This window comes from uncultured Ramlibacter sp., assembly GCF_936925435.1.
Lineage (GTDB): Bacteria > Pseudomonadota > Gammaproteobacteria > Burkholderiales > Burkholderiaceae_C > Ramlibacter.
Genome location: NZ_CAKZHQ010000024.1, coordinates 215817 through 242676 on the forward strand (window position 1 = coordinate 215817; position 26860 = coordinate 242676).

Below are 26860 nucleotides of genomic sequence, written 5' to 3' on the forward strand. Positions count from 1 at the left end.
TCGGCCTGCGACCAAGGTACTTGATGGACGAACAACTGGTTCTTGCCGCAGTGGTCAACTGGAATGGTTGGCGCGATACGCTGATTTGCGCACAGAGCCTGCGCGCAATGAGCGGGCCGCCCTTCCATCTGCTGCTTTGTGACAACGGTTCCAGCGACGAGTCCTATGACCATCTGTGCGAATGGGCCCGCCAGGCCCTGTCGGGCGCCCCGGAAACGCAGCTGGACTTTGAAGGAGCAGGAAGCGTCCTGGCCATCGAAAGCGATCCAGGCGCCGCGTCCATCTTCCGGGGCGTGTACGTCATGCGCTTGCCCCGCAACTATGGCTATGCAGGCGCCATCAACCGGTGCATCTCCTGGGGACGTGAACGGCTCGATCCTGATTGCTTCTGGTTGTTGAACAACGATGTCTGGCTGGAGCCGGCGGCGTTGAAGCATTTGCTGGCCGCCACAACGAGCGCAAGCGATATCGGATTGTGTGGTTCGGTTCTTCTCGAGTGGGACGATCCGCACCAGATACAGGCCGTGGGCGGGCTCTTGCGCCGGGTCGTGGCCACAGGCAGCCATCTCAAGCAGGTACCCACTGGCGTGCCAGCCGACCAGAATGTGTTCTTCGACATCGACTACCCGGTAGGCGCCTCAATGCTTGCCACCCGCGGGTACCTGCAGGCGGTCGGGCTGATGGACGAAGACTATTTTCTTTACTACGAAGAAGTGGACTGGGCGGAGCGAGGGCGGGCTTGCGGCTTCCGGCCCGCAGTGGCGCTGCATAGCCGTTTGCGACACAAGGAAGGGGCCAGCACCGGCTCAGTAGGAGGGATTCGGCACAAGTCGCTGCTGTCGGAGTACTACGGGGTGGTGAACCGTTTGCGGTTCACCAGGAAGTTTTCCCCCCGGCTCGTCCCTGTTGTCTGGGTGAGTTTGTTCCTGGTCGTGCTGGACCGGCTTGTGCACCACGAGTGGCGGCGCGCAGGTCTGGTCTTGCGGTTGATGTTCCTGCCGCGCAGTGTTCCCCGACCGGGCGCACCGCAGCCGGGGGCGGCTCGCCTCATCACCTAAAATCAGCCACCGAAGGCTCGGCAACGGCCGGAGCATCAACATCAGGCAAGGGAACATCGGTGATTTCACAAGCGCGGACAGCCCTTGTTCACGAATGGCTGACCGATTGGGGCGGCTCCGAAGACGTGACCCGGCTGATGCTGGAGAGCCTGCCCCAGGCGCAACTCCACGCCACAATTGATTTCCTGTCGGAAGAGCACCGGGCGCGGCTTGGCGGGGGGCCCATCCAGACCACGTTTCTGCAGCGGGCACCGTTTGTACAGAAGAAGTTCTGGAACTACCTGCCGCTGACCGGCCTGGCCGTCGAGCGCCACGATCTCGATGCGTTCGACATCATCGTTTCCAATTCCCATGCCTTTGCCAAGGGCGTGATCACCAGAGGTGACCAGCTCCACGTGAGCTATGTCCAGTCGCCGATGCGCTATGCATGGGACCTGAACCACCAGTACCTGCGTGACTACGGTCTGGACAAGGGTGTCAAGGGCCTGATGGCGCACTACATGTTCCACCGGCTGCGCGCCTGGGACCGCCAGACCGCCAACAACGTCGACCTGTTCCTGGCCAATTCACGCTACATCCAGCAGCGGGTCTGGCGCACCTATCGCCGCCGCTCCCGGGTGCTCTATCCCCCGGTGCGCACCAGCCTGTTCGCTCTGCAGCCGCACAAAGAGGACTTCTACGTCACGGTGTCGCGTCTGGTCTCCTACAAACGCATCGACCTGCTCGTGGAGGCCTTTGCCGCCATGCCGCAGCGCAAGCTCGTGGTGATCGGCGATGGCCCTGAGGCGCAAGCGCTCAAGCTACGCTGCCCCGCCAACGTCACCCTGATGGGCTGGCAGTCCGACGAGGTGGTGCGCCAGCATCTGGGATCCGCCCGCGCCTTTCTTTTTGCGGCGCTGGAAGACTTCGGCATCTCGCCGCTGGAAGCGCAGGCATGCGGCACGCCCGTGATCGCCTACGGCAAGGGCGGCGCAACCGAGACGGTGCGCGACCTGCATGCCGCCGACCGCCCCACCGGCCTGTTGTTTCCCGAGCAGACAACGGCCTGCATCGTCGAGGCCGTTGAGGCGTTCGAGGCTGCCGGGGTCATCTTTGATCCGCACGCCTGCCGGACCTGGGCCGAGACCTTCAGCGAAGAGCGCTTCAAGCGCGAATTCAAGATCTGCGTCGACCAGGCCTGGGATGTATGGCGGCGCCAACCGCAGGAGCTTGAGAGCATCCTGACCGACGGCCCATGAAAGCAATGGCTAGCGCCGGCCTGGAGCGGGGGCGCCGTCAAGAGCGGGTCTATGCTGTGGTCGTCTTCCTGTGCGTGGCCATCCCCTGGCTCAACCCTGTCGCTCCAGGCCCTTCTCCGGCGTTCTGGCCCTGGATTCTCAGCGCCCTGCTGGCCACCTTGTTGTGGGCGGCAAGCCGGCCTGCCGGCCTCCATGCCGGCGTCGCGACAGGACTGGCCGCACTGGCCGCCTGCATTGTCGTGAGCGCGAATGCGGCGCCAGATGCCCTGGCTGCGGCTGCAGCCTGCCTGGTCACCCTGCTCTGCGCCAAATCCGCGGCATCCCTGCAACGTGATGAGGTGCGATATGTGTTTGGGGCCTGGGCCGCCGCGGCCCTGCTTAGCTGCGCCATTGCCGCCTGCCAGTATTTCGGGCTTGCCCATTTCCTGGATCCGCTGGTCAATGCTTCCTCCGTGGGCCAGGCGTTCGCCAACCTGCGCCAACGCAACCAGTTCGCTTCTCTGACCGCGCTCGCAATGGCGGCGCTGCTCTTCTGGCCGGGCAGCCGGCCCAAGCCCGCGGGCGCGGTCCTGGCCATGTGCGTCCTGGCAGCGGGCAATTCCATGTCGGCTTCGCGCACGGGATTGTTTGAACTGGTCATGCTGGCCGTGCTGGCCGCCTGTTGGGGCGGTGCCGGCCGCCGGCACCGGCTTGTCCTGTGCCTGGCCGCAGGGCTGGCCTATGCTGCGGCCGCCGTGCTTTTGCCCATGGCCCTGGCGGCCGCAACCGGAGTGACTGCGCCCAACGTCTGGGGCCGCATTGCCGCGGCCGACAGCTGCAGCAGCCGCACCGTGCTCTGGGACAACGTTGTGGACCTGATCGCTCTCAAGCCCTGGACAGGCTGGGGATGGGGGGCGCTGGACCAGGCGCACTACGCCACGCTGTATCCGGGTGAGCGGTTCTGCGACATCCTCGACAACGCCCACAACCTGCCGCTGCATCTCGCGGTGGAGCTCGGTATTCCTGCGACCCTGCTGTTGTGCGGTCTCTTCGCATGGATGGTGCTGAAGGCCGCGCCCTGGCGCGAAACCGACACGCTGCGGCAGGCTGCCTGGGCGGCTCTGGCGGTGATCGGGCTGCACAGCATGCTGGAGTACCCGCTGTGGTACGGACCCTTCCAGATGGCCTTTGGCCTGTGCCTGGGCATCCTGTGGGGCCGTTGCCGGGACTCCGCGGGTGCCGTCACAGCACGCTTGCAGCCCGTGCTGGCTGCGGGAATCGTCGGCGTGATCGGCCACGTGGTCTGGGACTACCAACGCGTCAGCCAAGTCTATCTGCCTGAACAATCCCGGCGTGCCGCGTACAGGGACGGCACCCTGGACAAGATCCGGGGCTCCTGGCTGTTTCGTGACCAGGTCAGGTTCGCCGAGATCGGCACCACCGCATTGACGCCGGCCAATGCGCAGTGGACCTTTGACAGCGCCAGCGCCTTGCTGCTTTTTTCGCCGGAACCGCGAATCGTCGAAAAGCTGTTGGACAGCGCGCTGGTGCTGGGACGCCATGACGACCTGCTTGCGCACGCTGCGCGGTTCCGTGCGGCGTATCCCGTGGAATACGCGCAATGGATCGCCAGGAACACGGGTGTGGCAGCCCCAGCGCCCATGCCTTGAGCGGCCGGGGCTCAGGTGTTGACGAAGCTGCCCGACCTGCCGCCGTGCTTTTCCAGCACGCGCACGGCGTTGATGGTCATGCCGCGGTCCACCGCCTTGCACATGTCATAGACCGTCAGCAACGCGACCTGCACGGCTGCCAGTGCCTCCATCTCGACGCCCGTGGGCCCCACGGTTTCCACCGTGGCCGTGCAGCTGACAGCGCCCAAGCCGGGAGTGCCAGCACTGGGGAAATCAAACTCGACCGCCACCCGCGTCAGTGCCAGCGGGTGGCACAGCGGGATGAGGTCGCTGGTTTTTTTGGCGGCCTGGATGCCGGCGATGCGGGCGATGCCAAGCACGTCGCCCTTCCTGGCCGTGCCGCTCTGGATCAGGGCCTGGGTCTGGGGCTGCATTTCGATGCGCCCCGACGCGATGGCGATCCGGTGCGTGCTGGCTTTGCCCGCCACGTCCACCATATGGGCCTGGCCTTGGGCGTCGAAGTGCGTGAGAGGGCTCATGATTCGGACTTGGTGTAAAAAACCAGCTTCGGAACGTTCAACTGGTAAAGCCATCATACGACCATGCTCCATTGGAAAGACCGCGTCAAAGCCGCCAGCATCCACCTCGGAATCAGCCTGGGCATCGCCGCGCTGGCCGCCGCACTGGTGTTCGGAATCTGGTATCCCTACCCTTACCGCGAAATTTCAGGCGGTAGCGAACTCTTTCTAATCCTCATCACCGTCGATGTGATCCTGGGCCCCTTGATCACGCTGTTCGTCTTCAATCGCAAGAAGCCGCGCAAGGAGTTGCGGCGGGACCTCGCCGTGGTGGGCCTGATCCAGCTCGCCGCACTGGGCTATGGAATGACCACGGTCTTTGCCGCGCGTCCGGTTCACCTGGTCTTCGAGTTCAACCGCTTTCGTGTCGTGCACGCGGTGGACGTGCCCTCCGACTTGATGGACAAGGTGCCTGCCGGCATCGAGGCCATGCCCTTGCTGGGGCCGACCCCCTTGGCGCTGCGTCCGTTCAAGGATGCGAAAGAGGAGGCGGACGCCACCCTGGTGGCGTTGCAGGGGATCTCGCTGAGCGCCCGTCCGGATCTCTGGCAAGACTATGCGGCGGGCAAGGCGCAGGTTCTGGCCGCCGCCAAGCCGGTCCAGGCGCTCAAGGTGCGCTTTCCCGAGCGCGCCGCAGCGATCGATGCCGTCCTGGGGCGCGCCGGCCGGCAGGCCGACAGCACGGTCTACTTGCCGATGACCGGTCGGAAATCGTTCTGGACCGCCTTCATCGACCCCGGCTCCGCCGCTGTGGTGGCTTTCATGCCCCTGGATTCGTTTTGAACCTGCTTTCTCCAACAGAACAGCCGCGAGCCCCCGGGCGTCGGTCCTCATTTGCTATTGTTTCGGTAGCAATCGGCATTCTGTTGGCCGCGCTGCCGGCTGCCGCACAGCTGCCCACCCTGGGCGACACCAGCGAAATGAGCAGCGGGGCCGAACGCAAGCTGGGCGAGCGGATCGCCCGTGAGCTGTACCGCGACCCAGACTACATCGACGATGCGGTGCTGGTCGAGTACGTGCAAGGCATCTGGCAACCTTTGCTGGCTGCCGCGCGCGCGCGCGGCGAGCTGACGGCCGAACTGGACGAACGCTTCGCCTGGCAGGTGCTGCTGGGCAAGGACCGTAGCATCAACGCTTTCGCTCTGCCTGGCGGCTGGATGGGTGTGCACCTGGGGCTGATCAGTGTCACCACCAGCCGCGACGAGCTGGCCTCGGTGCTGGCCCATGAACTGAGCCACGTCACGCAGCGCCACATCTCACGCCTGATGAGCCAGGAGAAGCGCCAGGCGCCACTGGTCATCGCCGCCATGATCCTGGGCGCGCTGGCGGCGAGCAAGAGCACCGATGCAGCCAATGCGGTGATGGCGGGCAGCCAGGCGCTGGCGATGCAGAACCAACTCAATTTCTCGCGCGACATGGAGCGGGAAGCCGACCGCGTCGGCTACGGCGTGATGACCCAGGCCGGCTTCGAGCCGCAAGGCTTCGTCACCATGTTCGACAAGCTGCAACAGGCGGCACGCCTGAACGACAACGGCAACTTCCCCTACCTGCGTACCCATCCCATGACGACCGAGCGCATTGCCGACATGCAGTCGCGCCAGCAGCTTGCGGCCCGGCCGCCGTTGGCCGGTCCCGGCATGGAGCATGCGCTGATGGCGGCACGCTCGCGCGTGATGACCAATCCCGGCGTGGACGCCCTGCGCGCCCAGCTGCGCGACGCGGACACCCTCATCGCCGGTCTGGCCGGGGCGCGCCAGGCGGCAGCGCTTTATGCGGCAGCGTTGGCCAGTGCCAGGCTGCGAGACAACGCTGCTGCTGCGCGCTACCTGGAGCGCTTGACGCCGCTGGTCGCGGCTGACCCCAAGGCGGCGCGCCTGGCGAACTTGCTGGCTGCGGAAATCGCGCTGGCGGTGGGTGAGCCGGCGCGCACAGTCCAACTCATAGACCCCGCCTCGCAGGGGCGGCCCGAGGTCTTGTTCCTGTCACAAGCCTGGATCCGCCTGGGCCGTCCTTCCGACGCATCGCAGCGCCTGCAGACTTGGGTGGCCTTGCAACCGCGCGACGCCACTGCGTGGCAGATGCTGGGGACGGCTTACAGCGCGCAGGGGCAGACCTTGCGCGCCGTTCGCGCCGATGCCGAGTCGCAGGTCGCGCACCTGGACTACCCGGCCGCCATGGACCGCTTCAAGGCGGCACAGGAACTGATGCGCAAGGGCGGGACGGCGGGCGACCACATCGAGGCGTCGATCATCGACACCCGGGCCCGCCAGGTCGCGTCACTTCTTCGAGAACAGGCGCTCGAGCGCTGAATCGATGACCAGGCCGATGAGCGAATAGATCAGCGAGCCCAGCAGCGCGGCGCCGAATCCGCGTACGTGGAATCCGTCCAATACTGAGGCGGCGGCCCAGAACATCAGGGCGTTGATGATGAACAGGAACAGGCCCAGTGTCAGCACGGTGACCGGTAGTGTGAGCACCACCAGCACCGGCCGGAGCACCATGTTGAGCAGTCCGATGATCAGGGCCGCGATCATCGCCGAGCCAAAACTCGTGACCTCGACGCCGCTGTAGATGTAGGCCACCAGCAGCAGAGCGGCGGCGCTGAGCAGCCATTGGGCGAGAAGCTTCATGGCCGGAGAGCATAGCACCCGGCCATGAAGCGCGCAGCCCTTACTCGGCTGCCAGCACCAGCACGGCGCCCATGCCAACCACCGCGCCAGGCACGGTCCAGCGACCCTCGGTCGGCGCCGGCTGGTCGGCGGAAACCGGCTGCAGGTCCTGGCCGAACTTGGGTCGGCGCGCGTCCAGCACGCGCGCCGTTGCGTGCTCGGTGGTGAGCTTGCGCGTCAGTTCGGGCAGCGGGCCTTTGGCCAGCAGGGTGGTGACCGTGTCGCCGTTGGCCTGCAGCGCAGGAACCACCTGCCCGAACAGCTTTTCAGCCCACTTGGCGCGCCAGTTCTCGCGCGCACTGTGGCTCACCCATTTGCTGATGCGGTGCGTCATGCGCGGAGCGCAGGCCACAAGCACCCAGTGGGTCGCTTGCCCGGCTTGGGCCGGCGCCGCGCTGGTCTTCATGGGCGCGAGCTGTTGCTGGGCATAGGCGGGGTCGTCCAGGTACACGATGATTTTTTCCATGATGAACTCCTTTTGTACAAGTTGGGGGACGGGAGAAAACGAACGGGAATGGATCAGGCGGCCTGGCCGGTCTGTTGGTCGAGCGTGCGGCGGTTGCTTAGCCAGCCGGCGGCCAGGACGGCGGCGATGGCTGCAATGCAAACTGCCCAGTAGGCCAGCTGGTGGGTGACGTCCGGGCCCTTGAAGACGGAGGCCAGGAGCTTTTCGTTGACGATCATCTTGCCGGCGGTGAATGCGAGCACACCGGCGCCGATGTACATGATCGAGGGATAGCGCTCGACCAGCTTGAGAACCAGGGTGCTGCCGAACACCACGATCGGAATGCTGATCAACAGGCCGATGACCACCAGGTCGAAAGAGCCATGTGCTGCGCCAGCCACGCCCAGCACGTTGTCGACGCCCATGATGGCGTCGGCAATAACGATGGTTTTCATGGCGCCCCAGAAGGTGGTCGCTACCGGTCCGTGCGCATCCCCGTCATCGGGCTTGTTGGCGATCAGCTTGTAGGCGATCCATAGCAGGGCGATGCCCCCGACCAGCATCAGGCCGGGAATCTTGAGCAGCCAGACGACGCCCACGGTCATCGCCGAGCGCACGACGATGGCACCGACGGTGCCCCAGACGATGGCTTTTTTCTGATGTTCTTTGGGAAGGCTGCGGGCGGCCAGCGCGATCACGATGGCGTTGTCGCCGGCGAGCACGAGGTCGATGAGGACGATGGCCAGCAATGCCGACCACCAGGCGGTGGAAAGAAACTCCATGACAAGACACTCCGAGTTGTATCGATCAACAACCGGATCCGTGCGCAGTCAATGGAGCTGTGATTGCCGTGAATCACAAGCGCACTTCGACCGAACCTGGATCAGGTTCCAATCGAAGGTCTTGCTCGGCATGGAGTCATGCAGATATGTGCCCAACAAGCCGGAAGTAATACTTCGTAATGACGACTTGCTGATACCGGCTGCAGCGATGCCCAATATTCCGGACACCTCCCTGTGCTGCAGCAAGCGGGAGCTACTCCCCTTCGTGCCCGGATTAGACCATACCCGCAGGGGCCTGTGTGTAGGTGGGAACGCTTATCATCGCCTCCCCCCAGTCTTTCCACACCATGGCCGGCATCCACATCACTGACATCGAGGCCGCGATCAACTTCTGGCGCGAGAAAACCCCCTCGCCCGACGGCATCACCCTGGCCCCTGAGTTGCGGGCGCTGGCCGAGGTCTACGCGCTGATGATCTATTACCACGAGGACGAGGCGCAGGAGCGCGGCTTTCCGCCCAAGGCCTATGCCGCCTGGAAGACTTGGTACGACACCACCCCCGACACCCCCTGCATCGCCATCTGCTCCACGAGCCAGGGTGACGCCGACTGCAAGGGCTGCGGGCGCACTTTCGAGGAAGTGCAGTACTGGCCGGAGATGAGCCCCGCGCAAAAGCGCCAGACCTGGCGCCGCATCACCCTACAGGGCGACGCCTGGCGCTTCAACCGTTATTCAGAGCGCGCCGTCGAAGGCGAGGCCGGTCAGCCGGCGGCCTGAGCCGCCCATGCAGCGTCTGGCCCAGGCCCCCAACATCGCGATCGCGGCGTTCTGGGTCGACGCCCTGCGGCATGCCGGGATCGACGCCTCGGTGCAGCGCTATTTCCTGGGTGCCGCGGCCGGCGAACTACCGCCCGACCAGTGCCTGCCCGAGGTCTGGCTGGTGCATGACGCTCAGGAGGCGCCGGCACGCGCCCTGCTGCACGAGCTGACCCACGCGCCGCAGCGCCGCTGGCTCTGCGCCTGTGGCGAAACGGTGGAGGGCGGCTTCGAGGCCTGCTGGCAGTGTGGGCTGCCGATGCCTGGCTGAAGGCGTCTCAGGCGCTCATTTCCAGCGCACCGGCTCGACGTCGATGCTGCGCGTGCCGTCGCCCAGCATCAGCACGCCTTCCTGGATGGTGGCCTGCAGTTGCATGCTGCGCTGGGCCAGCGCGGCCAGCGCCTGCGAGGCCTCGGTGGGCACGCGGAACACGCTGAGGCTGGACAGGCGCGTCAGCTTGTTCTCGATGCCGCGCCACCAAACCTCGGCGGCATGGTGGAAGCAGTACACATGGACCTGGTCGGCCTTGCCGCAGGCCTTGGCCAGCGGCTTGTCCTCGGGCTGGCCCACTTCGACCCACAAGCGTGCCTGGCCGGTGAAATCGCGCAGCGACAGGTCCGGGTCGTCCGGGTTGGACAGGCCTGCGCCGAAGGCCAGTGTGCCGTCGCCCGCGCACACCGTCTGCAGCATGTGGGCGTTCAGCGCCAGCGCCACCAGCCGGATCATCATGCGCTCATCGGTCTCGCTGGGATGGCGTGCCAGGGTCAGCGCGTGGTCGGCGTAGTAGCCGTGGTCGATGTCGGCCACGGCCAGGCTGGCCTTGAAGATGGTGGATTTGAGTGCCATGAATGCTATTGTTTTGGAAGCGACTCAAGCCCGTTTCACGGGGGGTAGAGGCCGATTTGCCTGCGAAATCTGGACTTCAGGCCCGTTGTGCCAGTTCGGTCGCCTTGCCAACATAGCTGGCTGGCGTCATCGCCAGCAGCCGGTCTTTCTCGGGCTGCGGAATCTCCAGCGAGCGGATCAGGGCGTGCAGGTCTTGCGCCCGCACAACCTTGCCGCGCGTGACTTCCTTGAGCTTCTCGTAGGCGCCCTGCACGCCGAAGCGGCGCATGACGGTCTGGATCGGCTCGGCCAGCACTTCCCAGGACGCATCGAGGTCGGCGGCCAGGGCTTCCTCGTTAAGTTCCAGCTTGCCCAGGCCGATGCCCATCGAGTGGTAGGCCAGGGCGGCGTAGCCCAGGGCCACGCCCATGTTGCGTAGCACGGTGGAATCGGTCAGATCCCGCTGCCAGCGCGAAATCGGCAGCTTTTCGGACAGATGCCGCAGCAGTGCATTGGCCAGGCCCAGGTTGCCTTCGGCGTTCTCGAAGTCGATCGGGTTGACCTTGTGCGGCATGGTCGACGAGCCGATCTCCCCCTCGCGCAGGCGCTGCTTGAAGTAACCCAGGCTGATGTAGCCCCAGATGTCCCGCGACCAGTCGATAAGGATGGTGTTGGCCCGGGCCACGGCGTCGAACAGTTCGGCCATGTAGTCATGGGGCTCGATCTGGATGCTGTAGGGCTGGAACGTCAGTCCCAGGCCCAGGGGCTCGGGCGTCTCGATGACCTTGCGGCTGAAGGCCTCCCAGTCGAAATCCGGCCAGGCCGCCAGGTGGGCGTTGTAGTTGCCCACAGCGCCGTTCATCTTGCCCAGCAACGCAACGCCGGCGATCTTCTCGCGCGCCGCGGCCAGCCGCACCACGACGTTGGCGATCTCCTTGCCCACGGTGGTGGGGCTGGCGGTCTGGCCATGGGTGCGGCTGAGCATGGGCACGGCCGCATGGGCGTGCGCCATCTGCCGCAGCTTGACGATGACGGCGTCCAGCGCCGGCAGCATCACCTGGTCGCGCGCGCCCTTGAGTTGCAGCGCGTGGCTGGTGTTGTTGATGTCCTCGCTGGTGCAGGCGAAATGCACGAACTCGCCGGCGTTCTTCAGTTCCGGCCGGGCCTCGAACTTGGACTTGATCCAGTACTCCACCGCCTTGACATCGTGGTTGGTGGTTTTCTCGATCTCCTTGATCGCCAGGGCGTCGACCTCGGAAAAATTCTTGACCAGGCCCAGCAAGTAAGTGCGTGCTCCCGGCGTGAGGGGCTTGAACTCCGAGAAACCGGCGTCGGACAGGGCGATGAACCAGCAGACTTCGACCTGCACGCGCTTGTGCATGTAGCCCTGCTCGCTCATCAACGGGCGCAGCGGCGCGAGGCGGCCGGCATAGCGGCCGTCCAGTGGCGACAGCGCCGAAATGGTGGAAAGCGTCATGCCTCCAATTGTAGGCGGCGCCCTTGCGACCGGATCTCGCTGCTGGCTGTCGCACCGGTGCGACAGCAGCCTGGGCACTTCCCCCTAGAATCGGTTTTCCCCCGAACAGAAACGACCTTGCAGAGAGCCCCCATGAAACTGATAGGCGCCACGACCAGCCCTTACGTACGCAAGGTGCGCATCGTCATGGCCGAAAAGAAACTGGACTACCAGTTCGTGACGGAAGACGTGTGGGCGGCTGAAACCACCATTGCCCAATCCAACCCGCTGGGCAAGGTGCCTTGCCTGGTGATGGAAGGCGGCGAGGCATTGTTCGACTCGCGGGTGATCGTCGAGTACCTGGACACCTTGTCGCCGGTGGGCAAGCTGATCCCGGCGATGGGCCGCGAGCGTGCCGAGGTCAAGACCTGGGAGGCCCTGGCCGATGGCGTCCTGGACGCTGCCATCCTCGCCCGGCTGGAGGCTAATTGGGCCGGCCGCACCAAGGCCCAGCGCAGCCAGGCCTGGATCGATCGCCAGATCGTCAAGGTGGAGGGCAGCCTCAAGGCCATGAGCCAGGGCCTGGGCGACAAGCCCTTTTGCGCCGGCATCTACCTGAGCCTGGCCGACATCGCCGTCGGCTGCGCTCTGGGTTACCTGGACTTCCGCTTCGCCCACATCGAGTGGCGGACCAGCTATCCTAACCTGGCCAAGCTCCAGGAAAAGCTGATGCAGCGCCAGAGCTTCATCGACACCAAGCCGTCCTGATTGGACTGGCGCGGCCGCAAGGGCCGGTGCCGGCAAGCTTCCATCTTTTTCGTGGGTCCCGCCTGGCGGGAGGGCGTTGCCGTGCCTGGAATAAAAATGCCGCGAAGCGCCCCGAGCGAAGGAGGGAGGGAGGGAGGAGGAGAAGAGTCGCTCCAGGATTGCATCCGGGACAAATGCCCGGAAGGCTTCGCAGCAATAACCGTGTTCGTGTGCCTGCCCTCGCCCCGGATAGAGTCGCGCGCTGAGCGCCAGGTTCCCGTTGAGATGCCACGGACGAGGTAAATTTTTGTGAAGGCGGCGCTCGCTTTCCAGCACCTGAGGACCAATGGCCTAACGGCGTGGTGAGGCGGCTTGGCCTGGGCCGGCCGCCAGTTGCCTTTCGATGTCAGCCAGCAGCGCCTTATCGTCAGGCGCGGTCATGCTGGTGTAGTCGGCGATCACCTGCCCATTGCGGCCCACCAGGTATTTGTGGAAGTTCCATAGCGGCTGGCGCCCGGCCTGCGCAGCCAACTGGCGGTAGAGCGGGTTGGCGTCCTTGCCGCGCACGCTGCTCTTGCCGAACATCGGAAATTTCACGCCAAAGGTGTTGTCGCAGAAGTCCGCGATCTCCTGGTTGCTGGCCTTTTCCTGGGCGAAGTCATTGGACGGAAAACCCAGCACGACCAGACCGCGCTCGCGGTAGCGGCCGTACAGCGCCTCCAGGCCCTGGTATTGCGGGGTGAAGCCACAATAGCTGGCCGTGTTCACCACCAGCAGCACCTTGCCGTTGTACTGGCACAGGGCTTGGGGTTTTTCGTCCTGGAGGCGGGGGAAAGCGTGTTGCAGCAGGGTCGGGCAGGCGGCCGGGGCCTGTGCCCAGGCTGAGGGGCCGCACAAGGCTGTCAACAGGGCAAGGCAAAAGCGGATGGACATGGGTCTCCTGGGCGCTAGGGTGCAAGCCTACTCCTGCCAAGGCTGGCGATGTTTGCCGTCAAGGGTTTTACACACGGACCCGCTTAAAATCCAAGCAGTCAAGAAGGAACGCCATGCTCTACCCTGAACTGTTCAAGCAACTGGAGTCTGTCCGCTGGGACATGGACAAGGACATTCCTTGGGCCTCCTTCGACCCCGCCAAGTTGTCGGACGAGCAGGCCCAGACCATCAAGATGAACGCCATCACCGAGTGGTCGGCCCTGCCGGCCACCGAGATGTTCCTGCGTGACAACAAGGACGACAGCGACTTCTCGGCTTTCATGTCGATCTGGTTCTTCGAGGAGCAGAAGCACTCCCTGGTCCTGATGGAATACCTCAAGCGCTTCCGCCCCGAGCTGGCCCCCACCGAGAAAGAGCTGCACGAGGTGCGCTTCGAGTTCGAGCCGGCGCCGGCGCTGGAGACGCTGATGTTGCATTTTTGCGGCGAGATCCGCCTGAACCACTGGTACCGCCGCGCCAGCGAGTGGCATACCGAGCCGGTCATCAAGCACATCTACACCACGCTGAGCCAGGACGAAGCCCGCCATGGCGGCGCCTACTTGCGCTACATGAAGCGCGCAATCAACAACTTCGGTAACGAGGCCAGGGCCGCCTTCAGCAAGGTCGGCGTGCTGATGGCCAGCGCGCGCCGCACGGCCCAAGCCCTGCACCCGACCAACCTGCACGTCAACAAGGCTCTTTTCCCGCGAGACACCATCCAGAGCCGCCTGCCCAACCCGGAGTGGCTGGAGCACTGGCTGGACAAGCAGATCAACTTCGATGCGGTCTGGGAGACCAAAGTGGTCGAGCGCATCCTGCACAACATGAGCCTGCTGATGGACCGCAGCTTCAAGAGCGTGCAGGAGCTCAACCGCTTCCGCAAGGAAGTGGCCGCCACCCTGGCCACTGGCCCGGCCGTCGCCGCGCCCGGCGCGGCGTGACGTCCCCAGCATTTCTCGGCAAGATCGTTTCGCGCAATGAGGCGGCGGCCCGCGTGGCTGCTTTGCCCCGTCCCCTGGTCTTCACCAACGGCGTGTTCGACGTGCTGCACCGCGGCCATGCCACCTACCTGGCACAGGCCCGCGCCCTGGGTGCTAGTCTGGTGGTGGCGCTCAATACCGACGCGTCGGCAAGACGCCTGGGCAAGGGCCCGGAGCGGCCGCTGAACAACGAGCAGGACCGCGCCACCCTGATCGCCGCACTGGAGTCGGCCAGCCTGGTCACCTGGTTCGACGAAGACACGCCGCAAGAGCTGATAGCTACCCTGCGGCCCGACATCCTGGTCAAGGGCGGTGACTACGACATGGCCAGACTGCCGGAAACTGCGCTGGTCCAAAGTTGGGGCGGCAGTGCGCTGGCCATTCCCTTTGTCGACGGCTTTTCGACCACCGCCCTGGTCGAGAAAATCCGCAAGTCCGCCTGAAGCTGTCACAAACCGGCACGCCGCTGCGTCTTGCTGGCATGGACAACCGAACTGCCGTCTTCCAGGGCCAGCGTAAACGCTTGTTGGCCATTGCCTATCGCATGCTGGGATCCCCGGCCGAAGCCGAGGACGTGCTCCAGGACGCCTGGCTGCGCTGGAACGAGTCCGACACCGGCAATCTGCGCAGTGCACAGGCCTGGCTGGTCACCATCGTCACCCGGCTGGCCATCGACCGGCTGCGCGCCGTGCGGGCCGAGCGCGAGCACTACAGCGGCTTCTGGCTGCCCGAGCCGTTGGTGCAGGCCTTGCCCGAAACGCCCGAGCAGCAGCTGGAACTGGTCGATGACGTCTCGGTCGCCTTTCTCACCGTGCTGGAGCAGCTGGCGCCGGAAGAACGCGCCGCCTTTCTGCTGCGCCAGGTCTTCGATGCCGACTACGCGGATGTGGCCGCCACCCTGGGCAAGAGCGAAGCCGCCTGCCGCCAGCTGGTGCACCGTGCCAGCGAACGCCTGCAGGCCCAGCGCCCGCGCTTCACCGTCAGTCGCGAGGCCCATCTGCGCCTGTTGCGGGCCTTTGCCGATGCCTCTGGCAGTGGCGACTTTGAACGCATCCGCAACCTGCTGCGCGAGGACGTCGAACTGGTCAGCGACGGCGGCGGCAAGGTCAACGCTTTCACCAAGGTGCTGCGCGGCGCGCAGCGCCTGGCCCAACTCTATTTCGCCGTGGCGCGGCGCCACGGCGGCGCCATCCGCCTGGTGGTCGCCGAGGTCAATGGCGCGCCGGGGTTGCTTCGCTTCATCGACGGCCGGCTGGAGTCGGTCCAGAGCTTCCAGACCGACGGGGAGCGCATCGTCGCCATCCAGGCCCAGCGTAACCCGGACAAGCTGGCCCGTGCGCAGGCGCTTTTTGACGCCGGGCCTGTCACAAAGCCCTAAGCCGGCGCGTCTTGTGGATGTGCATCCATTCACATCCACCTCATCAGGAGAACACCTTGAGCCAAGCCCGCCTGTCCCATTTCCGTGTTGCGCCCGAAGCCATGAATGCCATGCTCGGCGTCAGCACCACCCTGGCCGCCTCCATGCTGGAAAAGCCGCTGCGCCACCTGGTTGACATCCGCGTCTCGCAGATCAACGGCTGCGCCTTCTGCCTGGACATGCATGCGCGTGAATTCCTGTCGACCGACCCGGACCTGCAGCGCCTGAACAGCGTGGCCGCCTGGCGCGAGGCCGGCTTTTACAGCGACCGCGAGCGCGCGGCCTTGCAATGGGCCGAAAGCCTAACCTTGTTGGGCAGCGCGCACCCGCCGCAGGACCACTTTGACGCGCTGCGTCCGCACTTCAGTGACAAGGAGGTCGTCGAGCTGACGGTGGCAGTGGCCCAGATCAATGCCTGGAACCGCGTCAGCGTGGGCATGGCCGTGCCGGTGGCACGCAAGGCGCTGGCAGCGGCTGCCTGAGGTCCTCGCCTGCAGGGGTTAGTGCAGGTCGCCGTACTGGGTGCCGCTCAGAGCCGGCTGACGGGTTTCCGCGTCCGGCATTTCCGTGTCTTCGAAGCCGGTCAGCAGCGTATAGCTTTGCGGGCCGTGCTTGCCGGAGCCATCGAAGGCGCGGGCGGACGCGCCGGCTGCGGACTGGTGTTCTTCGGCCGACGGTTTGCGGCTGGCTGCCTTCTTGGCGGCGGCTGCGGGCCGGGCAATACCTGCAGCGAGAGCCTGCTTGAAGGCCGCCACTTCATCGGCGTCGATGGGCTCATAGGGAGAACGGGGCTGCGCCGGGGATAAGGGGCTGGGCGCGGAATCGAGCACCGCCGGTTGTGAGTCGTTGTGCGAGTCCAGCGGTATGGGCTGCGACGAAGTGGGGCGCGGCCGGGCTCCCGGCACGCCCACGGCGACATGCTCGTTCATGCGCCAGTAGACCGAGGTGACCAGGATGTCGTAGCGGGACTTGGCGGCTTGCGCGATCAAGGCCTCGATCTCGGCCAGGCGAGATGCTTCGCCGCTGTGTTCACGCGAAAGATCGACCATCACCAGGAATTGGCGGCCCCGAGCATCCAGCGACAGGACCTTGAATTTGTAGCTGGCCGACAGCACGCCCGATCGCATCATTGCCTCGCGCACCACGGTGTAGAGCAACTCGCGGCGCGCCATGCGCTCGTTCTTGCGATTGGCGGGCTGCGCGTTGTTGGCGGGGTGAGCATCCTTGGCGCCGCGTTTGGAGGACACCGGTCGTGTGGCGTCCATGCGCGACAGACCGGAGCTCTCTGGCGCGGAAGCATTTCTCGCTTTCTTTTTTTTCGTCAACCAGCTGAAAAGGGACATGGCGGAGCTTTCTGGATGGAGCACTTAGTGGCGGCTATCGGTGTCGTTTTCTGTCGCGTCCCCTTGGCGTTTCAGTGTAGTGCGGCAATGCTGAACTTGCCGTGACGTTTTGCGCACACTTCACGCGAGAAATCAAAGGGAAACAAAGAAAGGGTCCGCAACAAAATGTTGCAAGTGGCTGCTGCCATGCGGGTCTTGCGCGTCCCGCTTTGTAGCGATCAGGTGACCGCTACGCGCTTGGGCTTGTTGACCAAGCGCCGCGACACCAGTGAACCCAGGGCCATCGCGAGTTCGAGCGCGACAGTCGGATGGCGATTGCTCAGTTCGGTGAAGCGGATGGGGGTGAGGCTCCAGATCTTGCAAGGCCCCGCAGCCTGCACAGTTGCGTTGCGCGGCAAGCGCGTGAAAAATGCGCCTTCGCCTACGGCAGAACCCGGCCCCACGAGGGCCAGGCGGACACGGCCTTTGTCATCCTCGTAGTGAACGGTGAGCGAGCCGCTCTCCACCAAGTACAAGGTGCGGTCGGCTGCACCCTGTTCGATCAGAACCTGGCTTTGCATCAGCGCAAAGGGCTGCATGTAGCTGGCCAGCAAGTCCCACTGCATCGGCGTCATGGACGGCGAAAAGCTGTCATTGCTGTGGTTGTGGGCCACGGCCTGGATCAGGCCTTGCACGTCGAACTTGATGGGGGTGCGCAGAGGAGCGTTCATAGTCCGCTCGACAGTAAGAGTTCCAGGCGAGACGCACAAGCGCTTTTAACTTCTGTTTACAGCTGATACCCCGGCGGCTTGAGTTGTCAGCGGAAGCTTATTTCCCGATACAGAAACTCGAGAAAATCACGCCCAGCAAGTCGTCTGCGCTGAACTCACCGGTGATGGCGTTGAGCGCATTCTGCGCCAGTCGCAGTTCCTCGGCCAGGAGGTCCAGGGATTGCGCCCGCTGGGAGATGTGTATGCCAGCTAGCTGCAGATGGTCGTAAACCTGTAGCAGTGCCTGGACATGGCGTTCGCGGGCAAGGTAGATGCCCTCGGGCGCGGCCTGCCAGCCCGCGACTTCGAGCAGCTTGTGGCGCAAAACCTGCAGACCTGCACCGGTTTTTGCCGACAGTTCGATGCCATCAGCCACTGGCGCAACGGCTTGCAGCGTGTCGAGCTTGTTCCAGACGTCGATGGTGGGCACGCCGTGCGGCAGTCTGGCTGCCAGGGTCCGGGCGATGGCCGCATCACCTTCAAAGTAAGCCGCGTCGCCCAGGCGCGTCAGGTCATGCATGAACACCACGGCGTCGGCGCCGACGATGCGGTCCCAGGCGCGCTCAATGCCGATCTTTTCCACCAAGTCGTCGCTCTCGCGCAGGCCTGCCGTGTCGATCACGTGCAGCGGGACGCCCTCGATCTGGATGGTCTGGCTGACCACGTCGCGGGTGGTGCCGGCCACGGGGGTCACGATCGCCAGTTCCGCCCCAGCCAAGGCATTGAGCAGTGAGCTCTTGCCTGCATTGGGCTGGCCCGCGATCACCACCGTGATGCCTTCGCGCAGCAACGCACCTTGCCGGGTGCGCTGCATCACGCGCGCGAGCGTGGCTTGCAGGCGCTCCAGCTGCCCGTGCGCATCGGCCTTTTGCAGGAAGTCGATCTCTTCTTCTGGAAAGTCCAGCGTGGCTTCGACCAGCATGCGCAGATGGACCAGCGCGTCGCGCAGTGCGTGGATTTCGCGCGAAAACTCGCCGGCCAGCGAGCGGCTGGCGCTGCGTGCCGCGGCTTCGGTGCTGGCGTCGATCAGGTCGGCGATCGCCTCCGCCTGCGTCAGGTCGATCTTGTCGTTGAGAAACGCGCGCTGGGTGAACTCGCCCGGCTCTGCAACCTGCAAACCGCTGGCTGCGCCCGCCTCCAGGCAACGCGCCAGCAGCAGCTGCAGCACCACTGGTCCGCCGTGGGCCTGCAGTTCGAGAACATCCTCGCCGGTATAGGAATGCGGTGCCGGGAAGTGGATGGCCAGGCCCTGATCGATCGCCCCACCGTCAGCGGCCAGAAAGGGCAGATAAGTGGCTTCGCGCGGCTTGAGAGCGCGGCCGCAGACGGCTGCGATGACCGGTTGGACAGACCGTCCTGACACCCGCACGATGCCGACCGCGCCGCGGCCGGGCGCCGTGGCGATCGCTGCAATCGGCTGGTTGTGTCGCGCAAGCATCCTCAAGGGACAAGGGCCACTTTCGCGGCCCTTGTTGTGTCTGTTACTTGAACTTCGGCAGATTGAACTGCGGCGGCACGCCCATCCTGGTGTTGATGATCCATTGCTGGGCGATCGACAGGATGTTGTTGGTGATCCAGTACAGCACCAGGCCGGACGGGAAAAAGAAGAACATGACCGAGAAGGCCAACGGCATGAACCACATCAACTTGGCCTGCATCGGGTCCGGCGGGGCCGGGTTCAATGCGGTCTGCAGCAGCGTCGTCATGGTCATCAGGATGGGCAACAGGAAGTACGGGTCCGGTGCCGACAGGTCGTGGATCCAGCCGATCCAGGGTGCGCCACGCATCTCCACGCTGGACAGCAGCACCCAGTACAGCGCAATGAACACCGGAATCTGCACCGCGATCGGCAGGCAACCGCCCATGGGGTTGACCTTCTCCTCGCGGTAGATCTTCATCATCTCCTGCTGCATCTGCTGCGGGCTGTCCTTGTAGCGCTCGCGCATCGCCATGACCTTGGGATTGATGGCCTTCATCTTGGCCATGCTCTCGTAGCCCTTGGCTTGCAGCCAGTAGAAAGCGATCTTGATGATCAGCACCAGGGCCATGATGGACCAGCCCCAGTTGCCGATGAATCCGTGCAGCTTGTCCATCAGCCAGTACAGGGGCTTGGCCAGGATGGTCAGCCAGCCGTAGTCCTTGACCAGGTCCAGGCCAGGGGCGATCTGCTCGAGCAGTTTCTCTTGCTGGGGGCCGGCGAAGAACTTGGCGTCCACCGCTTTGGTGGCGCCGGGCGCGATGGCTTCCACAGCGGCGATCATGCCCACGGCGTACAGGTTGGAGTCCACCTTGCGCACGAACAGCTCACGCTTGATCCCGTCGGGCAGGATCCAGGCGCTGGCAAAGTAGTGCTGCACCATGGCGATGTAGCCATTGGTCGATTCCTTGTCGATCTCGGCCTTTCCCTTCTCGATGTCGCTGAACTCGACCTTGTGGAACTTCTTGGCCTCGGTGTAGACCGCCGGACCTGTGAAGGTGGAATAGAACGAGGATTCGCCCGGCAGCTTGTTGCCGTCGCGCACCAGCTGAAGGTACAGCTGCGGCGAGACCGGCGCCGTGCCGGTGTTCACCACTTCGTGCTTCACGGCTACGTCGTATGCGCCGCGCTTGAGGGTGTAGGTTTTGACCAGCTTGACGCCGTTCTTGTCGGGCGACTCGAACTTCACCACCAGCTCGTTGGCGCCGTCCTTAAGCTCGCGCTCGCCGCTGACACTCATGACCGTCTTGTGGTTAGGAAAGTCGCCGCCGACCAGGCCGGTCTGCGCCATGTAGACACGGGTGTTGCTCTGGTCCAGCAGCACGAAGGTCGAACTCTTGTCATCGGCCAGCTGCTTGAGGAACTCGCTGCGCACCAGCGCGCCGCCTTCGGTATCGAAGGTCAGGCGCAGCAGGTCGGTGGTGACCGTGATGCGCTCATGCGGCAGGGTGACCGGGCCGGTCGGCACGGCGCCCGTGGCGGGTGCCGCCGCGCCAGGGACGGCTGTGGCTTGCGGCACGGCCGAAGCGGCGCCGGTCGGCACGCTGGAGGAAGCCGCGGCCGGGACCGAAGCGGTGGCCGCCGGTTTGCTGCTGGGGAAGAACGTGGCCTTGTTGCCGTTGTGGACCTGCCATTGGTCCCACAGCATCACCATGGAAAAACCGAAGATCACCCACAGGATGGTGCGGCGAATGTCATTCATGAAGACTTCTTTTGTGTGAAAGGTGAGAGCAGATCGGTGAACAGGCGCGGCTTTTCAAGGGGCACGTCGTCGTGCCCGCCGCTGCACCAGGGCTGGCAGCGCGCCAGGCGCGCCAGTGTCAGGTAGCTGCCCGCAGCCGCGCCATGCCGCTGCAATGCCTGGATGGAATAGGCCGAGCAGGTGGGCGTGAAACGGCAGGAAGCGCCCAGCCAGGCCGAAAACAAGAGCTGGTAGCCACGGACCAGGCCAATGAGCAGCGTGCGCATCATGCGCCCGCCTTGCCGCGGCCGGCAGCGAAAAGCTGCTGCAGTTCCGCGCGCACCGCCTGCTTGAGCAGGTCGGAGGTGGCGCTGATGAACTGCTTGCGGTCGAATCCGGCGCGCAAGCGCACCACATGGGCGGCTGCCGGCAGCTGAGGCTCGAAGTCCTGGCTCACGTTGTAGATCTGGCGTTTGATGGCGTTGCGCGTGACGGCCCGGCGGGCCCAGCGCTTGGGCACCAGGGCGCCCATCCAGGCTTCATGCACAGCAAACAGGGCCTGCGGTCGTGCCGACCCAGGCCCTGTGGTGCTTTCGACAGGCAGGGCGGCGGGCGCATCGAGCTGCGTGCGGTGCAACGCGAAGTGCGCGGTGCGGGCGACAGTGCTTCCAGCCATGACAGCCTGGAACTGCGCCCGGGTCTTCAGCCGCTGCACTGGGTGCGCCGCGAAAGCCGGCCAGCCGCCAGGCTCAGACGGCCAGGCGCTTGCGGCCCTTGGCGCGGCGTGCGTTGATGACAGCGCGGCCGCCACGGGTCTTCATGCGGACCAGGAAGCCGTGGGTGCGTGCGCGGCGCACTTTGGAGGGTTGGTAGGTGCGTTTCATGTTGGTTCTCAGGGAAACCCATGATTATCATGGAGTTTCCCGCTCGCGGCAAGGCGCGAAGTCCATTCACTCCGGGCATTCGCCGGTCAAGTTGAGTGCTAAAGATGTATATTTGCTTGCGAATGTCGGTCAAAGGGGGGTTGCGCGGCCGACCCGCTGGGATGCCTTCAAGCCCGCAGCGCAGCATGCCCGGCGTCCGATTTGGGAAATGGTGATTTTCACGCTACCCCACCAAAACGCTCAACCCGGTCGCGACCTTGCGCCGTACAGTCCTGGCATGAACCTCCCCGCCGAACCCGCTTTGCTCGCGCGTGCTGAGCGCCAGGCCCAGGTGGTGAGGGCGCTGCAGGCCGTGCTGCCGGCTTCGTCCCTGCTGTGGACGCAGGAGGCCACCACGCCTTATGAATGCGATGGCCTGACCGCTTATCGCCAGCGGCCCCTGGTGGTGGCGCTGCCCGAGAGCGAGGCGCAGGTTCAGGCCGTGCTGCAGGTCTGCCACGCCCTGCAGGTGCCGATGGTGGCGCGCGGCGCCGGCACCGGTCTGTCGGGCGGCGCCATGCCGCATGCGCTGGGCGTCACGTTGTCGCTGGCCAAGTTCAACCGCATCCTGAAAGTCGATCCTCTCAGCCGCACCGCCCGCGTGCAATGCGGCGTGCGTAACCTGGCAATCAGCGAAGCAGCCGCGCCGCACGGCCTGTACTACGCGCCCGACCCGTCCAGCCAGATCGCCTGCACCATCGGCGGCAACGTGGCCGAGAACTCCGGCGGCGTGCACTGCTTGAAGTATGGGTTGACGCTGCACAACGTTCTACGGGTGCGCGGCTTCACCGTGGAGGGCGAGCCTGTGGAGTTCGGCAGCGAGGCGCTGGACACGCCGGGCTACGACCTGCTCAGCGTGGTCATCGGCAGCGAAGGCATGCTGGCAGTGACCACCGAGGTGACGGTCAAGCTGGTGCCCAAGCCCCAGCTGGCGCGCTGCATCATGGCCAGCTTCGACGACGTGCGCAAGGCCGGCGACGCGGTGGCTGCAGTGATCGCTGCCGGCATCATCCCGGCCGGCCTGGAGATGATGGACAAGCCGATGACGGCGGCGGTGGAAGACTTCGTTCACGCCGGCTATGACCTGACGGCGCAGGCCATCCTGCTGTGCGAAAGCGACGGCACGCCCGAAGAGGTGGCCGAAGAGATCGGTCGCATGGAGGCCGTGTTGCTGCAAGCCGGCGCCACCGCCATCGCGGTGAGCCGCGACGAGGCCGAGCGCCTGCGCTTCTGGAGCGGTCGCAAGAACGCCTTTCCGGCGTCGGGCCGCATCAGCCCCGACTACATGTGCATGGACTCGACCATCCCGCGCAAGCGCCTGGCCGACATCCTGCTAGCGATCCAGCAAATGGAGAAGAAGTACGGCCTGGCCTGCGCCAACGTCTTCCATGCCGGCGACGGCAATCTGCACCCGCTGATCCTGTTCGATGCCAACGACGCCGACCAGCTGCGCCGCTGCGAGCTGTTCGGCGCCGACATCCTGGAGACCAGCGTCGCCATGGGCGGCACCGTCACCGGCGAGCACGGCGTGGGGGTGGAAAAGCTCAACTCCATGTGCGTGCAGTTCAGCGCCGGTGAGCGCGCGCAGATGCTGGCCGTCAAAGCTGCCTTCGACCCGCAGGCCCTGCTCAACCCGGGCAAGGTGATTCCGACGCTCAACCGCTGCGCGGAATACGGAAAGATGCTTGTGCGCGGCGGCCAGATCGCTCATCCCGACCTGCCGCGCTTTTAGGTTCAGGCCGCCAGCGGCTGGCGCGGCATGTCGTCGGCCAGGGTTTGCAGGGCATGTGCGACCACGCCATGGGTATCGACCAGGCGCAGCAGGCGCTCGCGCACCAGCTTCTCGCAGCTGCGCTTGGTCATGGAGTGCGGCTGGCCGCCGCGGCTGATGAACATGAAGAGCGTGCCGCGGCTGCTGGCCCAGATCAGCTGGGCGCGCAGCCACTGGCCCTTGGAGCTCAAGTCGACCCAGCAGCCCTCGTGCAGGGCGGCCACGACCTGTTCGGCGTTGACAGGCTGCTGCGGCTTCTCAACGCCTTCCGGTGCGACGGCGGCGCGCTCGCGCAGGTCGATCAGCTCCGCGTGGTCGCTGGGCAAGGTGTCCTCGAAGCCAGCGGCGTCCAGCTCCTTGCGGCCCATCCAGAACTGCTGGACCGGCTTGGGTTGCTGGCGCGGTGCCGGCTGCAGGGCCGGGTCGGCGTCGAGCTCGGGCAGTGGCATGGCGGCCGAGTCGAGGGTGTCGCGGCGGTGCCTGGCACGCAGCTTGAGCACCGGCCGGTGCAGCGTTTCCAGGGCTTTGAAGAAAGGCTCGGTTTCGGCCGGGTCCTGGCCCAGTTCGGCCAGACCGCCGCGCAACTGCTCGAGCAGGCCTGGGATCATCTCGATCAGTTTGGATGGCTGGCGTAGCGTGATCTCGCGCTTGACGCTCCACAGCAGGTTGCTGACCACGCCGCCGTGGCCGCCCGGGTCGATCTGGCCGCGCGTGTCGTTCATGCGGGCGTTGGCCATCACCAGTGCCCAGGGGCCGAACAGGAAGTCCTGCACCACGGCCGGCACGTCCTCCAGGTCGGCGCGCTGGCTCAGGTCCCAGGCGATCTGGTCGGCCTGGGCCTGGCGCTGCTCGGCAAAGCGCACCCCATCGAGCACCTTGCCGCGCTGTTCCTCTTCCTGGCTGTCCTGCGCCTTCCAGGAGGCTTCCATGCCTTCCAGCGCCTCGCGGAAGGGCTGGTCATCGGCCACCTCGGGCTGGGCATTGAGGCCGTTGAAGACGCCGGCGACGGAGCCGGCGAAGGCCTTGAACTCGGAGCTGAATTCATCGTTGTACTGGAAGCTGCGTTCGGCGACGCGCTCGATCAGGCGCCGGCCGGGATGGGTCTCGTCGCTGAAGAAGCGAGGATCGACCATCGCCAGCCGCAGCAGGGAGGGCTCGAGCGCGACGATGGATTCGCGCACCGGCGCCAGCAGCTGCGGGTCTTGTGCGACCTGGCTGACCAGCTTGCGCACCACCTCCAGGCCCAGCACCTGGCCGACCCGCTCTGCCTGGCGTTTGAGCCGGGTGCGTTCCAGCGAGCGTTCGCGCGGCGCGCTCCAGCGGCCCCAGACCTGGCCGTCCAGTGGGCTGTCGGTGCCGACGTGGCGCTGGGGCCGGTCCACTGCCGGCAGGTGCCGGTGGGCCAGTGCATGGCCGGGGTCGAAAGCCGCGTCGTCGCTGGCCGGCGCGGCCCGGAGGCCAGCCAGCTCTTCGTCGACGCGCTCGTAATAGGCCGGCGCCAGTGGCGCCTGGCTCTGGCTGCCACCGCGGTACAGGAACTCCTGCATCAGCGGATGGCCCAAGTCGTAGGAAGACAGGTCGGCCCAGGCCGAGGGGTTGCGCATGCGCGCGTCGTTGGACGCGGCGGGCGGGCTGCTCCAGCCGCCCCCGCCATTGCCGCCGCCCTCACCGTTCCCCAGCGGGGCCGCGCCGGTGGCCGGCCCCAGGGGCAGGGGCGCGCTGGGCCTGGCCTCGGCGCGGGCAGCGCCGGAGGCGACAGGCAGCACGCGGTAGGTCACGGCGCGCACGTCGGCGGCCTTGAGCAGTTCGACCAAGCTGCGGTAGAGAACGCCCAGTTCGCGGCCCAGCGGCGTCGCCAGCTGGCGGGTCCACAGGGCCAGGGCGGCGGGCTCCGCGCCGGCTTCGGCCATCAGGCCCTGCAGCGCCCGGGCGAACACCTCGGGGCGCAGGGGGTTCTGCTCGGGCCGCACGGCCGGCAGACCCAGGGCGGAGCACACCAGACCATCCAGTTCGGCCAGCTGCAGCTCCAGCAGGGGCTGCAGCTGCTGCGACAGGCGTGAGGATTCGATATTCTGCGCGACCTGATCGTCGTCCACCAGGGTCAGCGACGAGGGCCGCAGGGGCTTGGGACTGGTCGGCGCGGACGCGGCGCCGCCGGACTCTATCGCCAGCTGCACCGCAGCCGGGTAACGGCCGGTCCAGGCCGGCGTCAGGCGCAGCAGTTCACGCCAGGCGTCGGAGATCTCTCGGCGCTCCAGCGCCTTGCCGGACTTGTTCTCGGCCTGCTGCAGCGCGTCGATGGCCTCGTCCAGGCAGCGCCCCAGCAGTGGGCCCGAGGCCTTGGCGGCCTGGTCCAGGCATTGGCGCAGGATGGAGGAGGAAACGGGCATGAGGGGCAAAGTGTAAGCAGCATGCATGACGCGTGCCTTGTTTTCGGCACGGCGATGGGTCGGCTTGAATCACTTCGACACAAAACTTACGTGCCCGCCCAGCGCCGATGCTCTCAGCCCACTGTCGGCGCCGCGCCCTATGCCGTGCCGGCTTTGACCTTCAGGCGCCAGGCGTGCAGCAGGGGCTCGGTGTAGCCATTGGGCTGCTCCAGGCCCTTGAAGACCAGGTCGCAGGCGGCCTTGTAGGCGGCCGAGGTCTGGAAGTGGCCGGCCATGGGCTTGTACAGCGGATCGCCGGCGTTCTGGCCGTCCACCACGGCAGCCATGCGCTCGAACGTGGCCTGCACCTGCGCCTGGGTGACCACGCCGTGCAGCAGCCAGTTGGCCATGTGCTGGCTGGAGATGCGCAGCGTGGCGCGGTCTTCCATCAGGCCCACGTTGTGGATGTCGGGCACCTTGGAGCAGCCCACGCCCTGGTCGATCCAGCGCACCACATAGCCCAGGATGCCCTGGGCGTTGTTGTCCAGCTCAGCCTGGATCTCGGCTTCGGTCCAGAAAGGCATCAGCGCCACCGGAATCTGCAGGATGGCGTCCAGCAGGTTCTCTTCCATCGCCAATGACTTCTTTTCGTTGACGAAGATCTCCATGCTCTTTTGCAGGGCCGCAACATCCACCTGGTGGTAGTGCAACGCGTGCAGCGTGGCGGCGGTGGGCGAGGGCACCCAGGCGGTGTTGGCGCCGGCCTGGGGATGGGCGATCTTCTGCTTCATCATGTCGGCCATCAGGTCGGGCATGGCCCACATGCCCTTGCCGATCTGGGCGCGGCCACGCAGGCCGCAGGCCAGGCCGATCTGCACGTTGCTCATCTCGTAAGCGCGCAGCCAGTTGGTGTTCTTCATCAAGGGCTTGCGCATCATCGCGCCTGAGTGCATG

General features: G+C 65.5%; 28 protein-coding genes and 1 pseudogene. 13 read left to right on the plus strand and 16 right to left on the minus strand.

The genetic code is table 11. The features are described 5' to 3' along the window. The first annotated feature begins 23 nt into the window (after positions 1–23). From Q0632_RS13255 to Q0632_RS13265, 3 genes are all read left to right on the plus strand, one after another. Entirely contained in the window at positions 24–1058 is a 1035-nt protein-coding gene (locus Q0632_RS13255; RefSeq protein ID WP_298930589.1) for a glycosyltransferase family 2 protein, read from the plus strand. Beyond that, positions 959–2296, plus strand: coding sequence for a glycosyltransferase (locus tag Q0632_RS13260; protein ID WP_298930592.1), 1338 nt, complete (start codon positions 959–961; stop codon positions 2294–2296). The genes Q0632_RS13255 and Q0632_RS13260 overlap by 100 nt, the downstream gene beginning before the upstream one ends. Positions 2297–2457: 161 nt before the next feature. Further along, a complete protein-coding gene (locus Q0632_RS13265) occupies positions 2458–3945 on the plus strand; it encodes a PglL family O-oligosaccharyltransferase (RefSeq protein WP_298930595.1) in 1488 nt (495 codons plus the stop codon). Positions 3946–3956: 11 nt separating this feature from the next. Here the strand turns inward: Q0632_RS13265 and moaC are convergent, their stop codons facing one another. Continuing rightward, positions 3957–4445: a cyclic pyranopterin monophosphate synthase MoaC gene (moaC, locus tag Q0632_RS13270; protein ID WP_298930598.1), complete on the minus strand. Its 489-nt coding sequence runs from the start codon at positions 4443–4445 to the stop codon at positions 3957–3959. Positions 4446–4508: 63 nt separating this feature from the next. Between moaC and tfpZ the strand changes: the two genes are divergently transcribed. Together tfpZ and Q0632_RS13280 are read left to right on the plus strand one after the other, a co-directional pair. Beyond that, a complete protein-coding gene (gene tfpZ / locus Q0632_RS13275) occupies positions 4509–5267 on the plus strand; it encodes a TfpX/TfpZ family type IV pilin accessory protein (protein WP_298930601.1) in 759 nt (252 codons plus the stop codon). Between the two features lie 137 nt (positions 5268–5404). Further along, positions 5405–6793: a M48 family metalloprotease gene (locus Q0632_RS13280; RefSeq protein WP_298930706.1), complete on the plus strand. Its 1389-nt coding sequence runs from the start codon at positions 5405–5407 to the stop codon at positions 6791–6793. Here the strand turns inward: Q0632_RS13280 and Q0632_RS13285 are convergent. The 3 genes from Q0632_RS13285 to Q0632_RS13295 are packed head-to-tail and all read right to left on the minus strand — an operon-like array spanning position 6761 to position 8380. Further along, the gene (locus tag Q0632_RS13285) at positions 6761–7114 is read right to left on the minus strand and encodes a phage holin family protein (protein ID WP_298930604.1); all 354 of its coding nucleotides are present in this window, start codon (positions 7112–7114) and stop codon (positions 6761–6763) included. The two genes, Q0632_RS13280 and Q0632_RS13285, sit on opposite strands and share 33 nt — an antisense overlap. A 40-nt stretch (positions 7115–7154) precedes the next feature. Beyond that, positions 7155–7619, minus strand: coding sequence for a hypothetical protein (locus tag Q0632_RS13290; RefSeq protein WP_298930607.1), 465 nt, complete (start codon positions 7617–7619; stop codon positions 7155–7157). Between the two features lie 53 nt (positions 7620–7672). Next, the gene (locus Q0632_RS13295) at positions 7673–8380 is read right to left on the minus strand and encodes a TerC family protein (RefSeq protein ID WP_298930610.1); all 708 of its coding nucleotides are present in this window, start codon (positions 8378–8380) and stop codon (positions 7673–7675) included. Positions 8381–8727: 347 nt separating this feature from the next. Here Q0632_RS13295 and Q0632_RS13300 point away from each other — a divergent pair, with 347 nt between their 5' ends. Together Q0632_RS13300 and Q0632_RS13305 are read left to right on the plus strand one after the other, a co-directional pair. Then, the gene (locus tag Q0632_RS13300; protein WP_298930709.1) at positions 8728–9156 is read left to right on the plus strand and encodes a DUF3717 domain-containing protein; all 429 of its coding nucleotides are present in this window, start codon (positions 8728–8730) and stop codon (positions 9154–9156) included. A 7-nt stretch (positions 9157–9163) separates the two neighbouring features. After that, on the plus strand, positions 9164–9466 hold the full coding sequence (locus Q0632_RS13305) for a DUF2007 domain-containing protein (protein WP_298930613.1): 303 nt from the start codon (positions 9164–9166) through the stop codon (positions 9464–9466). A gap of 15 nt (positions 9467–9481) precedes the next feature. Here Q0632_RS13305 and Q0632_RS13310 read toward each other — a convergent pair whose 3' ends face one another. Then, positions 9482–10042 (minus strand): YaeQ family protein, encoded by a 561-nt coding sequence (locus Q0632_RS13310; protein ID WP_298930616.1) that lies wholly within the window; start codon positions 10040–10042, stop codon positions 9482–9484. 76 nt (positions 10043–10118) lie between these two features. Then, a complete protein-coding gene (gene purB, locus Q0632_RS13315) occupies positions 10119–11498 on the minus strand; it encodes an adenylosuccinate lyase (RefSeq protein WP_298930619.1) in 1380 nt (459 codons plus the stop codon). A 132-nt stretch (positions 11499–11630) separates the two neighbouring features. On the opposite strand from purB, the gene Q0632_RS13320 reads away from it, so the two are divergent. After that, positions 11631–12245, plus strand: coding sequence for a glutathione S-transferase N-terminal domain-containing protein (locus Q0632_RS13320; RefSeq protein ID WP_298930622.1), 615 nt, complete (start codon positions 11631–11633; stop codon positions 12243–12245). A 330-nt stretch (positions 12246–12575) separates the two neighbouring features. On the opposite strand, the gene Q0632_RS13325 is transcribed toward Q0632_RS13320, so the two are convergent. Next, entirely contained in the window at positions 12576–13157 is a 582-nt protein-coding gene (locus Q0632_RS13325) for a glutathione peroxidase (RefSeq protein ID WP_298930626.1), read from the minus strand. A gap of 113 nt (positions 13158–13270) precedes the next feature. Here Q0632_RS13325 and Q0632_RS13330 point away from each other — a divergent pair, with 113 nt between their 5' ends. Genes Q0632_RS13330 through Q0632_RS13345 form a run of 4 tightly spaced genes read left to right on the plus strand, consistent with a single transcriptional unit; the run spans position 13271 to position 16075 of the window. Then, positions 13271–14137 (plus strand): ferritin-like domain-containing protein, encoded by an 867-nt coding sequence (locus tag Q0632_RS13330; protein WP_298930629.1) that lies wholly within the window; start codon positions 13271–13273, stop codon positions 14135–14137. After that, the gene (rfaE2, locus tag Q0632_RS13335; protein ID WP_298930632.1) at positions 14134–14619 is read left to right on the plus strand and encodes a D-glycero-beta-D-manno-heptose 1-phosphate adenylyltransferase; all 486 of its coding nucleotides are present in this window, start codon (positions 14134–14136) and stop codon (positions 14617–14619) included. Before Q0632_RS13330 ends, rfaE2 begins: the two co-directional genes overlap by 4 nt. 38 nt (positions 14620–14657) lie before the next feature. Next, positions 14658–15554: an RNA polymerase sigma-70 factor gene (locus Q0632_RS13340; RefSeq protein WP_298930635.1), complete on the plus strand. Its 897-nt coding sequence runs from the start codon at positions 14658–14660 to the stop codon at positions 15552–15554. A gap of 56 nt (positions 15555–15610) precedes the next feature. Next, positions 15611–16075 (plus strand): carboxymuconolactone decarboxylase family protein, encoded by a 465-nt coding sequence (locus tag Q0632_RS13345; RefSeq protein ID WP_298930638.1) that lies wholly within the window; start codon positions 15611–15613, stop codon positions 16073–16075. 18 nt (positions 16076–16093) lie between these two features. Here Q0632_RS13345 and Q0632_RS13350 read toward each other — a convergent pair whose 3' ends face one another. The 7 genes from Q0632_RS13350 to rpmH all read right to left on the minus strand — a co-directional run bounded on the left by Q0632_RS13350 (position 16094) and on the right by rpmH (position 21727). Further along, complete coding sequence (locus Q0632_RS13350; RefSeq protein WP_298930644.1) at positions 16094–16936, minus strand: hypothetical protein; 843 nt, start codon at positions 16934–16936, stop codon at positions 16094–16096. 218 nt (positions 16937–17154) lie between these two features. After that, the gene (locus Q0632_RS13355) at positions 17155–17646 is read right to left on the minus strand and encodes a Crp/Fnr family transcriptional regulator (RefSeq protein ID WP_298930647.1); all 492 of its coding nucleotides are present in this window, start codon (positions 17644–17646) and stop codon (positions 17155–17157) included. Between the two features lie 97 nt (positions 17647–17743). Continuing rightward, positions 17744–19123 (minus strand): tRNA uridine-5-carboxymethylaminomethyl(34) synthesis GTPase MnmE, encoded by a 1380-nt coding sequence (mnmE, locus tag Q0632_RS13360; protein WP_298930651.1) that lies wholly within the window; start codon positions 19121–19123, stop codon positions 17744–17746. A 43-nt stretch (positions 19124–19166) separates the two neighbouring features. Continuing rightward, the gene (yidC, locus tag Q0632_RS13365) at positions 19167–20864 is read right to left on the minus strand and encodes a membrane protein insertase YidC (protein WP_298930654.1); all 1698 of its coding nucleotides are present in this window, start codon (positions 20862–20864) and stop codon (positions 19167–19169) included. After that, positions 20861–21133, minus strand: coding sequence for a membrane protein insertion efficiency factor YidD (gene yidD, locus Q0632_RS13370; protein WP_298930657.1), 273 nt, complete (start codon positions 21131–21133; stop codon positions 20861–20863). Before yidD ends, yidC begins: the two co-directional genes overlap by 4 nt. After that, positions 21130–21558 carry a ribonuclease P protein component gene (locus tag Q0632_RS13375; protein ID WP_298930660.1) on the minus strand — a complete coding sequence of 143 codons (429 nt, stop codon included), beginning with the start codon at positions 21556–21558 and terminating at the stop codon, positions 21130–21132. Before Q0632_RS13375 ends, yidD begins: the two co-directional genes overlap by 4 nt. A 34-nt stretch (positions 21559–21592) precedes the next feature. Continuing rightward, positions 21593–21727 (minus strand): 50S ribosomal protein L34, encoded by a 135-nt coding sequence (rpmH, locus tag Q0632_RS13380; protein WP_027101598.1) that lies wholly within the window; start codon positions 21725–21727, stop codon positions 21593–21595. A 277-nt stretch (positions 21728–22004) separates the two neighbouring features. Here rpmH and Q0632_RS13385 point away from each other — a divergent pair, with 277 nt between their 5' ends. Further along, entirely contained in the window at positions 22005–23498 is a 1494-nt protein-coding gene (locus tag Q0632_RS13385) for an FAD-linked oxidase C-terminal domain-containing protein (RefSeq protein WP_298930688.1), read from the plus strand. 2 nt (positions 23499–23500) lie between these two features. Here the strand turns inward: Q0632_RS13385 and Q0632_RS13390 are convergent, their stop codons facing one another. Together Q0632_RS13390 and Q0632_RS13395 are read right to left on the minus strand one after the other, a co-directional pair. Further along, a complete protein-coding gene (locus Q0632_RS13390) occupies positions 23501–25927 on the minus strand; it encodes a DUF1631 family protein (RefSeq protein WP_298930691.1) in 2427 nt (808 codons plus the stop codon). Positions 25928–26064: 137 nt separating this feature from the next. Beyond that, positions 26065–26860 (minus strand): annotated as a pseudogene (locus Q0632_RS13395) (malate synthase G); the annotation flags it as partial.